At 62.7% G+C, this 13,743-nt stretch carries 13 protein-coding genes; 6 read left to right on the top strand and 7 right to left on the bottom strand.

Annotated features, from left to right (window positions below):
• Positions 1-70 precede the first annotated feature (70 nt).
• Positions 71-961 carry a LysR family transcriptional regulator gene (locus tag VM94_RS09440; RefSeq protein WP_046683253.1) on the bottom strand — a complete coding sequence of 297 codons (891 nt, stop codon included), beginning with the start codon at positions 959-961 and terminating at the stop codon, positions 71-73.
• Between the two features lie 112 nt (positions 962-1,073).
• Between VM94_RS09440 and VM94_RS09445 the strand changes: the two genes are divergently transcribed.
• Together VM94_RS09445 and VM94_RS09450 are read left to right on the top strand one after the other, a co-directional pair.
• Positions 1,074-2,255: a serine hydrolase domain-containing protein gene (locus tag VM94_RS09445; protein ID WP_200899210.1), complete on the top strand. Its 1,182-nt coding sequence runs from the start codon at positions 1,074-1,076 to the stop codon at positions 2,253-2,255.
• Entirely contained in the window at positions 2,252-3,442 is a 1,191-nt protein-coding gene (locus VM94_RS09450) for an MFS transporter (protein WP_046683254.1), read from the top strand. Before VM94_RS09445 ends, VM94_RS09450 begins: the two co-directional genes overlap by 4 nt.
• Here VM94_RS09450 and VM94_RS09455 read toward each other — a convergent pair.
• From VM94_RS09455 to VM94_RS09465, 3 genes are all read right to left on the bottom strand, one after another.
• Positions 3,407-3,952, bottom strand: coding sequence for a DinB family protein (locus VM94_RS09455; RefSeq protein WP_046683255.1), 546 nt, complete (start codon positions 3,950-3,952; stop codon positions 3,407-3,409). The genes VM94_RS09450 and VM94_RS09455 overlap by 36 nt on opposite strands.
• A 31-nt stretch (positions 3,953-3,983) precedes the next feature.
• Entirely contained in the window at positions 3,984-4,583 is a 600-nt protein-coding gene (locus VM94_RS09460) for a MarC family protein (RefSeq protein WP_034754361.1), read from the bottom strand.
• Between the two features lie 118 nt (positions 4,584-4,701).
• Positions 4,702-5,490 carry an AraC family transcriptional regulator gene (locus tag VM94_RS09465; protein WP_046683256.1) on the bottom strand — a complete coding sequence of 263 codons (789 nt, stop codon included), beginning with the start codon at positions 5,488-5,490 and terminating at the stop codon, positions 4,702-4,704.
• A gap of 101 nt (positions 5,491-5,591) precedes the next feature.
• On the opposite strand from VM94_RS09465, the gene VM94_RS09470 reads away from it, so the two are divergent.
• The 3 genes from VM94_RS09470 (at position 5,592) to VM94_RS09480 (ending at position 9,593) form a co-directional block, all read left to right on the top strand.
• Positions 5,592-6,506 (top strand): DMT family transporter, encoded by a 915-nt coding sequence (locus VM94_RS09470; RefSeq protein WP_046683257.1) that lies wholly within the window; start codon positions 5,592-5,594, stop codon positions 6,504-6,506.
• A 41-nt stretch (positions 6,507-6,547) separates the two neighbouring features.
• On the top strand, positions 6,548-7,462 hold the full coding sequence (locus VM94_RS09475) for a toxin-antitoxin system YwqK family antitoxin (RefSeq protein ID WP_138828962.1): 915 nt from the start codon (positions 6,548-6,550) through the stop codon (positions 7,460-7,462).
• Positions 7,463-7,862: 400 nt separating this feature from the next.
• Complete coding sequence (locus VM94_RS09480; protein ID WP_046683258.1) at positions 7,863-9,593, top strand: methyl-accepting chemotaxis protein; 1,731 nt, start codon at positions 7,863-7,865, stop codon at positions 9,591-9,593.
• 129 nt (positions 9,594-9,722) lie between these two features.
• Here the strand turns inward: VM94_RS09480 and VM94_RS09485 are convergent, their stop codons facing one another.
• Together VM94_RS09485 and VM94_RS09490 are read right to left on the bottom strand one after the other, a co-directional pair.
• Complete coding sequence (locus tag VM94_RS09485) at positions 9,723-10,874, bottom strand: AI-2E family transporter (RefSeq protein ID WP_046683259.1); 1,152 nt, start codon at positions 10,872-10,874, stop codon at positions 9,723-9,725.
• Between the two features lie 163 nt (positions 10,875-11,037).
• Positions 11,038-12,048 (bottom strand): hypothetical protein, encoded by a 1,011-nt coding sequence (locus VM94_RS09490; RefSeq protein WP_138828963.1) that lies wholly within the window; start codon positions 12,046-12,048, stop codon positions 11,038-11,040.
• A 234-nt stretch (positions 12,049-12,282) separates the two neighbouring features.
• On the opposite strand from VM94_RS09490, the gene VM94_RS09495 reads away from it, so the two are divergent.
• Positions 12,283-12,540: a hypothetical protein gene (locus VM94_RS09495; RefSeq protein WP_138828964.1), complete on the top strand. Its 258-nt coding sequence runs from the start codon at positions 12,283-12,285 to the stop codon at positions 12,538-12,540.
• Here VM94_RS09495 and VM94_RS09500 read toward each other — a convergent pair.
• Entirely contained in the window at positions 12,519-13,580 is a 1,062-nt protein-coding gene (locus tag VM94_RS09500) for a GGDEF domain-containing protein (protein WP_046683262.1), read from the bottom strand. The two genes, VM94_RS09495 and VM94_RS09500, sit on opposite strands and share 22 nt — an antisense overlap.
• Positions 13,581-13,743: the final 163 nt, after the last annotated feature.

Consider the following 13,743-nt stretch of genomic DNA (forward strand, 5'->3'; position numbering starts at 1 on the left):
AGCTGAAAAACTGGTAGCAACTTAACTAAGTTGTCGTGTGGAAACAACGAGCGCGGCGCCGGATGCGGGCTCAGCTTTCCGGAAATACGTGGGTGGCGAGGAAATCGATGAAGGCGCGCAGTTTTGGCGTCAGGTGGCGGCTGCTGGGCCACAGGATGCGGAAGGCACCGTCGTGCTGGCGGTGGCCCTCTAGCAAGCTCTGCAAGCGGCCCTCGGCCAGCGCGGCGCGCACGGCAAAGTTGGGCAGAGCGGCGATGCCCAGGCCGCTTTCGGCAAAGTGCAGCAAGGTGTCGACATTGTTGCAGTGGAGCAGGGACGGCAAGCCGGTCGCGTGCAGGGCAGGCCATTCGGGCAGGGGCCAGGCCTCGACCTTGCCGCTGCTGGGAAATTTGTACAGCAGGCAAGTGTGCTGCGCCAGATCGGCGGGAAGCACTGGCGTGCCGTGCTGCACCAGGTAGGCGGGCGCGGCCACCAGCTGCAGCTGGAACTGGCCCAGCTGGCGGCTCATCAAACGGCTGTCGGCGCTCTCTCCCGCGCGCACGACGGCGTCATAGCCTTCCTCGATCACGTCGACCCGGCGGTCGCTGAAGTCGAGGTCGAGTTCCACCAGCGGATAGGCGCGCGCGAACGCGGCCAGCACGGGGTTGAGCAGGCTGCCCACCTGCGGCAAGCTGACGCGCAGCCGGCCTTGCGGCGCGCTCTTGCTGTTCGATAACTCCAGCTCGGCCGCTTCGATCTCGCCCAGGATGCGCCGGCAGCGTTCCAGGAACACGGTGCCTTCGCTGGTGAGCGCGATGCTGCGAGTGCTGCGGTGAAACAGGCGCACGCCGAGGCGCTCTTCCAGCCGCGCGATGCTCTTGCCCACAGCCGAGGCGGAAATGCCGAGCACGCGGCCCGCCGCCACAAAACTGCGCGTTTCGGCCGCCTGCACGAAGGCCGTGAATCCCGCCAGGTTATCCATTTTTTACCTTTGATTGCGGATGCCAACGTCCGCACAGACAGAAACTATAGCCTGTTTTTCTTTTGTCGCACCTGCCTTACCTTGGCAGCCTGATCATTTGAAAGGCTACGCCATGATGTACAACTTCTCTCCCGCAGCCCTGTCCGCCCGCATCGATCCCTTGCTGGACGCCGTTTTGCAGCAGCAGCGCCTGGCGGGTGCCGTCGTGCTGGTACGCCAGCGCGGCAAGGACGTGTACCGCCGCGCGGCCGGCTACCTGGACCGCGAGGCGGGCACGCCCATGGTTGAGGACGCCCTGTTCCGCCTGGCGTCCGTCAGCAAACCCATCGTCTCGACGGCCGCGCTGGTGCTGGTGGGGCAGGGCCGGCTGGGCCTGGACGACCTGGTGACGCGCTGGCTGCCGTATTTTGCGCCGCGTCAGCCGGACGGTACGGTGGCGGCCATCACCGTGCGCCACTTGCTTACGCATACGGCCGGGCTCGACTATGGCTTCTTCCAGTCGCCGGGCGGCGCGTATGCGCAGGCCGGGGTGTCCGACGGCATGGATGCGTCCCGCATTTCCCTGGAGGACAACCTGCGCCGCCTGGCTGCGGTGCCGCTCGCGTATGCGCCCGGCGAGCGCTGGGCATACTCGATCGCCACCGACGTGCTGGGCGCCGTCATCGAACAGGCGGCCGGCATGCCGCTGGCGCACGCCGTGGAATACCTGGTGACCGTGCCGCTGGCCATGCGCGACACGGGTTTTGTGGCTGCCGACCCGGCGCGCCTGGCCGTCGCGTATGCGGACCGCGCAGCGGAAGAATCCCGGCCGCGCCGCTTGCGCGATGAGGGCGAAGACCATCTGCCGTTTCTCGATGGTATGGCCGGTTTTACCCTGTCACCGGCGCGCGCCCGCGATGCGCAAGCGTATCCATCGGGCGGCGCCGGCATGGTCGGTTCGGCCTCCGACTTCATGCGCCTGCTGGAAACCCTGCGCCAGGACGGCGCGCCGCTGTTGCCACCAGAGCTGGCACGCCAGATGGGCACGAGCCAGACCGGCGACTTCGACTTACCGTTCTGGCCGGGCCGCGGCTTTGGCCTCGGCTTTACCGTGTTGACGGACCCGCTTGCCGCCGCCACGCCGGAGTCCGTGGGCAGCTGGCGCATGGGTGGCACGTATGGCCATTCGTGGTTTGTCGACCCGGCGCAAGAGCTGTCTGTGGTGGCGTTCACGAATACGGCACTGGAAGGCATGGCGGGGCTGTTCGTGACGGAACTGTGCCAGGCAGTGTATGGCGCGAAGGAACTGGAATGACGCGCCCGCACCCGATCGTCTTCCTCGCGCTGGGCCTGTTCGGCGTGTATTGCATCGAGTTTGGCGTCGTCGGCATCTTGCCGATGATCATGCAGCGCTACGCGGTGACGGCCGCGCAGGCGGGCTCATTGGTGAGCCTGTTCGCCCTCGTGATCGCCGTGGGCGGCCCCTTTCTCGTGCTGCTGGCCACGCGCTGGCGCCGCAAGCACGTGTTGATCGTTTCCCTGCTCGTGTTCGCGCTGGCCAGCGTGGTGTCGGCGTATGCCCCCCGCTTCGAGCTGCTGCTGGCGCTGCGCATCGTGCCGGCCCTGTTCCACCCCGTGTATTTCTCGCTGGCGATGGTGGCCGCCGCCGCGCTGTATCCGCCACAGGATGCGGCGCGGGCCGGCGCGCATGCATTTACGGGCACCAGCATGGGCATGGTGCTGGGCATTCCGCTGACGACGTGGATTGCCGCACAGTATGGCTACGAGGCATCGTTCCTTGCCTGCGCCCTCGTCAACGCGCTGGCCGCGCTTGGTTTATATGTGTTCTTACCGGACACGCCGCAGGAAGCGCCGATGGCCTACGGGCGCCAGCTGGCCGTGCTGCGCAAACCCGCCCTGTGGTTCACCATTGCCGCTGCCGTGCTCGTCTTTGCGGCCATGTTTGCCGTGTATGCGTACGCGGCCGCGTATCTGCAGCAGGAAGCGGGCTTGTCGGCACGCCAGACGGGGCTGGCGCTGGTGGTGTTTGGTATCGGTGGCGTGGCCGGCAATCTGTTTGCCGGGCGCCAGCTGGGCACACACGTGCTGCGCACGGTGTTGTTGCAGCCCGTGCTGCTGGGCCTGGCGTACTGCTTGCTGTACCGCTATGCGGGCAGCGGTATCGGCTGGGCGCCCATGGCGGTGCTGTTGCTGTTCTGGGGCGCGGCGCACACGAGCGGGCTGATCGTCACGCAAGTGTGGCTCAGCAGCGAAGCGCGCGAGGCGCCCGCGTTTGCCATCGGCGTGTACATCGCCGCCATCAACCTGGGCGTGACGGTGGGCGCGCTGGCCGGCGGCATGGCCATTGCGCACTACGGCATGCAGGGGGCGCTGGCGTGCGGCGCGCTGCTGGGTATGCTGGCGCTGGCGGCGATTGCCGGGAAAGCGTGGCTGTACCGCCCGTCGTCAGTCGGCAATATGGTTGGGAATGCGAAACAGTAAATCCGTATCGCCAATGTCCACGCCCGCTTGCGACAGCAGGGTGCTGGCCTGGCCCCGGTGATGGGTCTGGTGGTTAAAGAAATGCATGAGCAGGCTGAAAAACTCGCGCCGGTTCGGCCCCTTGCTGTTGCGGTAGTCGAGCAGGTGGTCCAGGTCTTCTTCGCGGATGGAGGCGGCCCAGTCGACGATGAGCTGATCCAGCCATTGCCGGTGCGCGTGCATGGCGGCAAAATCCTCGGCCGCGAATAGCGGGTGCGTGAGCGAAGCGGGGGGCGTGATGGCGCGGATGGGGTCGAGCAGGGGGAAGCCGGCCGGATGTTTCGCATAGCGCTGCAGCCACAGGGTGTCGCCCACCATCACGTGGTTCAAGGTGGCCAGCAGGGAGCCGAAAAAGGCGCCCCGCTCGCGCTCCAGCTCGCCGGGCGGCAGGCTGGCTGCCGCCGCATAGACCTTGGCATTCATCCACTGGTTGTAATCGGCCATCAGGCAAATGTGGGCGCAACGGCTCATGCTGGACTCCTTCAGTGGATGAATGCTGATGTTAAACGGATTTCAAAAATGCGCGTATGCCGGCGAGCAGCATTTCAATGGCCATCGCCGTCAGGATCAAGCCCATCAGGCGCTCGAATGCTGTCATGACCCTTGGACCAAGCGCACGCTGCAAGCGTTCGGCGCACAGGAAGACGGCCAGCCAGACGACGGCCACGGCCGTCAGCCCCGCCACGTGGGCGATGACTTCGTTCATTTCATGCGAGGAAAACAGCAGCACGGTCGCCAGCGCGGACGGGCCGGCCAGCGCGGGGATGGCCAGCGGCACGATGAACGGTTCGCCGCCCATCTCGTGGTCGCTATTGCCCGCGTTTGGCTGAGGAAACACCATGCGCATGGCGATCAGGAACAAAATCACGCCGCCGCCGATGCGCAGGGCCACTTCCGACAATTGCAAGGCGTTCAGGAAATGGCGGCCGAAGAACATAAACAGCAGCAAGATGCCGAAGGCGATCATGCACTCGCGTACCACGACTTTCCAGCGCCGCTCGATGGGCACCCGTTTCAGGGCATTGACGAACAGGGAAACGTTGCCGAACGGGTCAGTGACGAGCAAGAGCAGGATAAATGTCTGGAAAAAATTCTGTGTCATGGTGGTGTGGAGATGAGGTCAACACCGTTGCCAGGATGGGCGCGGTGCGATAAGGCTTGCGATGATAACAAGCGCGGCGGCGATCGCCCATGATTATTGATGCATAGCAGCATTTTTTTTACGCAGCGATGACTTTGGCCTGGTAAAACGCGGTTGGCGTGGTGCCGAAATGTTTCTTGAACATGGCGGTAAACGCGCTTTGGCTCGTGTAGCCGTTGTCCATGGCCACGTCGATGACCTTGATGCCTTGCGCCAATTGTTCCAGCGCCCGCAGCAATCGCGCCTGCTGGCGCCACTGGCCAAAGCGCATGCCCGTCTGTTTCTGGAATAATCGGTGCAGACTGCGCTCGGTGATGCACAGTTCCTGTGCCCAGTGCGCCACCGTCTGCTGTTCGCCCGGCTGTTCCATCAGCCGCGCGCAGATGCCGCGCAGGCGCGCATCGGTAGGTAATGGCAGATACAGGGGCAGTACCGGCAAGCTGTCGAGTTCGTGCAACAGCAATTGCAGCAGATGCCAGTCGCGGCTGCCTTCCGAGAAATCGGGCGCGATGTCGACGGCCGCCACGATCAGTTGCCGCAGCAGGGGACTGATGTCGAGCACGCAACTATGGCCAGGCAGCAATGGCGAATTGGCGCAGTTGACGAACACCGTGCGCATTTTCACGGCGCCGCTCATGCGCACCTTGTGCGCGATGCCGGGCTGCAGCCACACGCCGCGCGTGGGCGGCACTACCCAGCGTCCGCCTTCCGCTTCGATGGTCATCACTCCCTCGATGGCGTACAGCAATTGCGCATGCGTGTGGCGGTGCGCGGAAATCACGTGGCCGTGCGCATAGTCGACGGCCAGCGCCATGGCGCGCGCCGTGACGGGCAGCAATTCCTGAAAGGCGGGAGAGGAACAATCCATCAAATAAGGTCAGTTTTGCGATAGGTTCGGACATCTTAGCGCGAGAAGGCGCGGCGTGCCTGCGGCATGATGAATACCCGCAATTATTTATGGAGCCTCGCATGCCTGTGCGCGCCTATCTGTATCCGTTTCTGGCCATGTTGCTGTGGGCCGGCAACGTCGTCGTGTCCAAGCTGGCTGCGTCCAGCATTGCCCCCACGGCCATCACTTTTTACCGCCTGGTGCTGGTCTTGCTGGTGATGACGCCGTTTATCGCCCGCCCCCTGTGGCGCAACCGCGCCGCCATTCGCCGCCACTGGTGGCAACTGGCCCTGTGCGGCCTGATGTCGATGGCCCTGTTCCAGAGTTTGTCCTACCGGGCCGCGGAAAGCACCACGGCGACGAATATGGCCATCGTCACGGCGCTGGCGCCCTTGATGACGGCCCTGCTCAGCGTGCTGCTGCTGGGCGAGCGCCTGACGGTCGGCATGGCGGCCGGCGGCGTGCTGTCGTTTGGCGGCCTGCTGTACCTGGTGGGGCGCGGCGACGTGCTGGCCTTGCTGCATCAGGGCGTACACGCGGGCGACGCGCTGATGCTGCTCGCTTCCCTGAGCTTCGCCCTGTACGGCGTGCTGCTGCGCCGCTGGCGTCTGTCTGTTCCCGCATGGCAAGCTATTTATTGCCAGGCGCTGGCGGCCCTGGCGTGCATGCTGCCGTTCTTCCTCCTCTTGCCGCCCGGCAGCGCCAGGCTGGACGCCACCACCTTGCCCTTGATCGGCTATGCGGGCATCGGCTCGTCCATCGTGCTGTCCTATCTGTGGATCGAAGGCGTCAAACTGCTGGGGCCGAACCGCTGCAGCATTTACGTTAACCTGCTGCCCCTGTTGACAGCCCTGCTGGCCATCGTCTGGCTGCACGAAAGCATGCATGTGTACCACCTGGTCGGCGGCGGCATCTCGCTGCTGGGCGTGCTGCTGGCGCAGACGGTACAGCGGCCCCTGTTCGGCCGGCGTCCTCGCGTGTCCGGTCTTGCCTGAGCGGCCATGCATAATGGCGGTTTTCAGGCAGTGGAGTGGGCATGCGGCAAGCATTTTGGATGAGCACGATGGCGGCGCTGCTGGCGCTGGGCAACTTGGCGCCAGCGCAGGCGGCGCGGTTCTACGAGGGTAAACCGATGGCCACCGCCAGCACCGTCGAGCGCGGCGCGAAAACCATGGATGAGGCGCAGGTGCGCACGGCGCTGGCCCATGTGCCGCAGATCGACTACAGCATAGCCTACGCACCCACGGGTGTGGCCGAGTTCGACGCCATTGAGCATGGCCATGGCAAGCTGGTCGGCTATTTCAATATCGATGGCGATTTATTGCCCGGCAAGCCGGCCGATGCGCCGGCGTTTGCCTATAAAAAAACCTTCGTGGAAAAGGATGGCCATTTCCTCACGGTCACGTATCTGCTGAGCAAGGGCTGGAAAGGGAACCGCGCACCCAGCTATCACATCAAGTGGATCACATGGGAAACGCAGCCGCAGCGCTTTGCCGCCAGCCAGGATGGGCTATTCATCGAGTACGACGTGAATTGCTGCGTGGGCAGCGTGTATGCCCGTGGCCAGTATGCACGGGGCAAGCGCACGGGGCAGTGGCACTACGAGGAGCCGAACACCATCCGCTCGTTTGGCGCCTTTGTCGATGACAAGGCCGAAGGGCCGTGGACGTATGAAAGCGGCGATGAAACGACGACGGGCATGATGCAGCGTGGCCAGCGCACGGGCCGCTGGGGAGTGAGCCCGGGCGTGGACGAATGGCGCGAGGTGGACATGCACAGTTTCACCGGTTATGACACGTTTGTGAAAGACCGCTTGAACGGCCCCAGCGAACGCCGCATCAAAGGCGTGGTGCAATGGCAGGGCAACTATGTAAACGGCAAGAAGCAGGGCCAGTGGGTGGAACCTGGCGGTGGCGGCATGTATGTCGATGACGTGAAACAGGTGCCGTAAAAGGCGACGCCGGACGGTGGCTGGCAAATGCTGAGCATGCTCGATTGCAGAAATCGTCTCTTAACATAACTGCATTCCCACGCGACCGCGCACGATTGCGGAATGCCAGTTCTGCGCAAAAAACATCATCTATTTGTTACAAAGCGTGAAAATCCATGCTGGATGTTGCTACTAGTAATCTTTCCCTGTATCTTGCAATCAGGAAATAAAAGTACGGAAAACCTCAACCCTGTTGATCTGTCTTTCACTCCTGACGATATGCGCGGGCCGCCTTCCCCCCTGCTGCCGCACACGCCGTATCGCTCTGTCCTGAACAATTCACGTGACCCGCCCATCTGGCGCTTGCTGTATTCCAATCGGTAAGCAGCGGCATGGTTGCGCCCCTACCAAGGAAAATTGCATGCTGTCGAATATAACAATAAAAATGCGCCTGATTGCCACCATGAGTGTGCTGGGCTTGCTGATCGCCGTGCTGGGCGTCATGAATATCATCAGCCTGAAATCGGCCAACAACAGCCTCAACGAGGTCTACAGCAATCAGCTGGCATCGACGCAAGCGATCGGCGAATCGCAGATTCTGCTGGGCCGCGCCCGGTTCACGATGGACCGCGTGATGGTGCATCCTGATGCGGCCGACGCCAAGGATATCCTTGCCCGTGCCGAACAATTCATGGAGGCATCCAACAAGTCCTGGAAGGTGTACCTGGCTTTGCCGCAAAGTGCGGATGAAAAGCGCTTGTCCGACGACATGGACAAGAAGCGCAGCGATTACATGAGCAATGGCTTGCTGGTCATGAGCAAGGCTTTGCGTGAAGGCAATGTCGCGCAAGCGGACGGTTTGATGATGACGGGACTGACGCCGTTGTACCGCACCCTGGACCAGGCCGCTGAAACATTGACGCAATACCAGGCCACTTCGGCCGCCGCGATGTATGCGACCAGCCAGTCCAGTTACCGTACTCAGGTGGCCATGGCCATCGGCGGCATGATAGTCGGCGCCTTGCTGACCATTATTTCCAGCATCCTGCTGCTGCGCGCCATCTTCGGACCGCTGGACCAGGCCCTGCGCCATTTCGGCGCCATTTCCGACGGCAACCTGGCCAATGACATCGTCATTACGCGCAACGACGAAATGGGCGCCTTGCTGACGGGTTTGCAGAAAATGCAGGAACGCCTGTCGACCACCGTGCGCGGCGTGCGCGACGGCAGCGGCGCCATCGCCACGGCCAGCAATGAAATCGCTTCGGGCAATCTGGATCTGTCCAGCCGCACGGAGCAGCAAGCGTCGAGCCTGGAAGAAACGGCCTCGTCGCTGGAAGAGCTGACCTCGACCGTCAAGCAGAATTCCGACAATGCGCGCCAGGCGAACCAGCTGGCCGTGTCGGCATCGGACGTGGCGGTGAAAGGTGGCGCATTGGTGGCGCAAGTGGTCGACACCATGGGCACCATCAGCGAATCGTCGAAAAAGATTGCCGACATCATCGGCGTGATCGATGGCATCGCCTTCCAGACCAACATCCTGGCGCTGAATGCAGCCGTGGAAGCGGCGCGTGCAGGCGAACAGGGCCGTGGTTTCGCCGTCGTCGCCACGGAAGTGCGCAACCTGGCGCACCGCTCGGCCAGCGCCGCCAAGGACATCAAGCTGCTGATCGAAGCATCGGTACAGAACGTGGGCGCCGGTAGCGAACTGGTCAGCCAGACGGGCACGACGATGGACGAGATCGTGTCCAGCATCCGCCGCGTGACGGACATCATGGGCGAAATCAGCGCCGCCGGCCGCGAGCAGGAACTGGGCATCGGCCAGATCAATCAAGCCGTGGCGGAAATGGATACCGTGACGCAACAAAATGCGGCCCTGGTGGAAGAAGCGGCAGCAGCGTCGGAAGCCATGCAGGAACAGGCGGCGGCACTGGCCGAAATGGTCAGCATCTTCAAGCTCGATGCCAACCATAGCGGTCCTGCCGCCAAGCCTGCCTTGCGCAAGCCTGTCGTTGCCGCCGCCAGCACGGCCTTGAAACGCCCGGCGCTGCGCCTGGCGCCAACCCGCGCCGCCGCTGCACCTGTCGCGGCCGCAAAACCGCGTCCGGCCAAGCCTGCCGCGGACAACAGCGGCGAGTGGGAAGAGTTCTAACAACACCTAAAAACCTACTGCGCGTCGCAATTTGCGGTCTGCGATGCTCACTGTGCTCTAGCACAGTTGCGCGTCGCGGCCACAACTTGCTGCCGCTCGCTACGGTTTTTAGGCGTTGTTGATTCTAGATTATTGTTGTTCCAGAGCTACCTTGCTGCCCTGTTCCTGCAAGCGCGCCGCCTCGGCCAAGGCCTGGGCGCGCGCTTCTTCCGCCGCCTGCTCCGCTTTCTCCAGCGCATCATGGCGCGCCTGCAAGGCTGCCCGGGCGCGCACGAAGACAATCTTGATGGCCGCCATCACGGGCACGGACAAAAAGATGCCGACCACGCCACCGAGCTGATCGCCGGCCAGCAAGCCGACGATCACCATCAGCGGGCTCACTTCCACGCCTTCGCTCATCAAGTACGGATTGACCACGTAATCCTGGAACAAACGGTAGGCGGCGATAAAGCCGATCAGCCAGAACACGTGCTCGAAGCCGCTGAAACCGGCTACGACCACGGCGATGACGGCGGCCGCCAGAGGACCGGCAAACGGGATGAATTCCAGCAAGGCGGCAGCGCCGGCCAGCAGCAGGCTGTACGGCACGCCCATCAGGGAAAAGGCAATGCTGTACGACACAAACGTGGCGATCGACAACAGCAGCAGGGCGCGCACATAGCGCGACAGCAAGATGTCGAGGTCGTCGATGATGGCGCCCCAGAGTTTCTTGTTCGGGCGATTCAGCAGTGACAGCAAGCCGTCGCGCATGTCCGGTCCTTCCTTGATCAGCAAAAAGCTCAGCACGGGCACCAGCACCAGATAGATCAGGTTGCTGGCCGCATGCATGACGGTCAAGCCCAGCTCTTTCGCCAGCGGCATGGCTTGTCCCGTACCGCTGCTCAGCTGCGTCTGCATGAACGACAGCAGGCGCGCGCGCAGCGGCTCCATGAATTCCGGCAACGGGATGCGCTCGGCAAAGTTATTACCCTTGAGCAGGGTCGGCAATTGATCGCTGAGCTTGATCGCCTCTTCCTCGATACGCGCGCCGAAGATGGAGCCCAGCACCGCCACCAGCAAGATCACGACGAGGAAGACGATGCCGATATTGGCCGTGCGCGGCAAGCGTTTCGGGCCATGGCGTTCCAGCAGCCCGATCAGCGGATACACGAGGTAGCTGAAGAACACTGCGAACACCACCACGATCAGTGTCGACGACACCTTGTACGTGATGAATAACAAAAAAGCGACGAGAAAAGCCGTCCACACCATCTTGGCAACGCGCAAGTTAAAACCGAACATATGAATTCCTTAGGGGCAGGATGCGACGCAAGCGTGACAGGCTTGAAGGGCAGGGTGGGCAAGGCAGGGATCGGGCCGCGCCGCACGGCCGGAAATCATACCGCAAAATGCCAAAATGCCATGCTCTTGTGCGTAATGGCAATGCTTTCCCGGTTCGCCTTCCTTATTTTGTCCGCCAGCTGGCCACGGTGATGAGGACGCCATCGTCCTTGTTTGGCTCGCGCAAGGTCACGGTGTAGCGGCCTTCCGTATCGTTGCCCGTAAACACCACCTTGTCGTCATGGCCCTTCACTTGCGCCCCCTTGGCCAGTTTGGCGTAGGTGTTGAGCACCCAGTGGAAATCGGCATAGCTGCGCAGGGTGATGTCGGCATCGGGCATGGGCTCGTCACCCGCCTCGGCCGCTTCCGTGGGCGTGCGCATGGGCAAACCGGCCAGGCCCGCCGGTGTGACGATCTTGCCGCCGCTGGAACTGCTGTTGAGTTCTGCATTCGGCAGCAGCAGGTGCAGCAGGCTGGCGGGAAAGCCGGGCGGCACGTCGCGCGCCTCCCAGCCGGGTTGATCGGGGCGGGTGGTGATGTATTCCACCGCGGCAATGCTTTGCCGCTGTGCCGGCGCGGCCTGCGCCAGCATGGGCGGCAACTGCCGCGCCCACACGAGCAGCGGCGCGGCCATCTCGTCCTCCGCACCTGGCGGCACGAACACCGTCAGTACGGCGTGCGTGGAGGGCAGGCAGGCGGGTGCGGCGTCGCCGATGGCGGCTTGGCAATGGCCATTGACCAGACCCAGCGCCAGCAGCTTGCGTTGCGGATCGAACAGCATGGCGGCGCGCCAGGCACCGTGTGTGCTGGCATCGATGGAGGCCAGCACCGAGCGCCCGTCGGGCAGCATGGTGCGCGTGATGTCGTCGAGTGAATGCATGCTGTCGAGCACCTGGCGCGCGATCAGGGTGTCGCCCTGCGTATAGCTGCCGTGCGCATAGCCGAGCAGCTTGAAGACGTCGGCGCGGATCTCCGGATGCGCACTCAGGCGCAGTGGCGGCGACGGCACGGGCACGGTGGCGGCCACGAAGGCGGCATCTTCGGCAGAAACGTCTTGTGCCATGGTGGAAAGCGGCAGGCACAGTGCGGCGCACAGCGACAGCATGCGAAAAGTGATTTTTCCTGGGGTGTTCAATGGCCATCCTTGTCGAGACGCCATGCCGGACCGGTTGCCGGCATGCGCGGGCCGCGATCTTAGCATTTCAGGAATAAATCTCTTTCTGCCAAGCTTGGCTATTGAATCACTGTTCCGCTTGCCATGGCCCAGATCACCATCTCCTGCAGTATTCCCGTTGACGATGAGGTCGTGACCGAGTTCTTGCACAAGTACGTACTCCACTCGCGTGTCGGCGCGGCCAGGAAGTTGCGCATGGGAGAGAAGGGCTGTTTCTATACCTGTTCCTTGTATGGCGATGACCACGCCAAGGTGAGCGGTTTGATCCGCCGCATGCTGGCGTTTTTCGAGAGCAAGGAGATTCCCTTGACCATCCTCAAGATCGGCGCCCAGGACAGCTGGTACGAGGTGGACCCCGAGCAGCGCGATCCCTGGAAAATTTCCCCACAAGCCTTGCTGGCGCTGCTCGATGCCGGGCCCAACGACAATACTCAGGCGGCGTTGAGCACGTAACGGTTCTTGCCGTTCTTCTTGGCCAGGTACAAGGATTCGTCGGCGCGCCGGTAGCTGTGCGACAAGTCGACTTCCTTGAGCAGTTCCGCGACGCCGATGCTGACGGACACCTTGCGTTCCGGCACGAAAGCCGCCTCGACGCTGTCAACGAGTTGCGCGGCAAAGGCGCAGGCCGCGCTCTTTTCGCCCAGATAAATGACGGCAAACTCTTCGCCGCCGAGGCGCCCGCACAGGTGTTCGCCAGACAGCCTGGCGATCACGTCGGCGATCTTTTTCAGCACTTCATCGCCCACGTCATGGCCGTACACGTCGTTGATCTGCTTGAAGTCGTCGATATCGATCATCAGGAAATACGCGGGCGTGCGCGCCGTGCGCTGCAAAGTGCGCGCGCCCTGCGTAAACATGCGGCGATTATTGAGTCCGGTCAAGCCATCCTTGTACGCCATCGTCGCCAGTTCGCGCTGGGAACGATAGTTATGGATGCGCAAGACGAGAAAATAGATGTTCAGCGCCAGGCCGATGATGACGCTGATGGTGACGGCCAGCACGGGCCAGTGCTGGTCAGCCTGGCCCGCATGCACGGGAAACTGCCCCAGCCCCAGAATGGCCCACACGCATAGCGATACGCCCAGGTAATACGCGATGCCGCTGAAAATGGGCGCCGTCGTCAGGGTGATCATCACGCCCAACGGCAACACCCAGAAAGCGGGATCTTCCGTGCCCAGCATCAGCACGCGAAAACTGAACGCGATGAACAGCACGCTGATGGTGCCGCTGGCGATAATCGCCTGCAAGGACTTCGCATACACGGTCAGCAGCAGCCCGACCAGCATGCCCGTCACGCCCAGCACCGCCTGCGCATGATCGAGCGAGGCGCGCGGCAAGGTCAGGCTGAACGTGACCAGCCAGCAAGCCAGGCCAAACGTCAGGATCGCTATCGAAATGAAATGCAGTTCCTTGAAAAAGCGCTGCTGCTGCTCCCGTTCTCCTGAAAAGAACAGGTAATAGAAGGCAGGAGACAGACTGCGCGAAGTGAACATTCCATTTGTCCAGGCAGACACCACGCCTTGCGGCAGGGACGCCTCCCGGCAACGGCAGGCGGTATGGCGCGCACAAAATAGTTGCGCTCAGGAACTAGTGTACTGGTTTCTTGGGGGAAATGGTGACTGGGGCGAGGAAAATGGAAGCCACTGTCCTGGCGCC

Source organism: Janthinobacterium sp. KBS0711 (assembly GCF_000988085.1).
GTDB lineage: Bacteria > Pseudomonadota > Gammaproteobacteria > Burkholderiales > Burkholderiaceae_D > Janthinobacterium > Janthinobacterium lividum_E.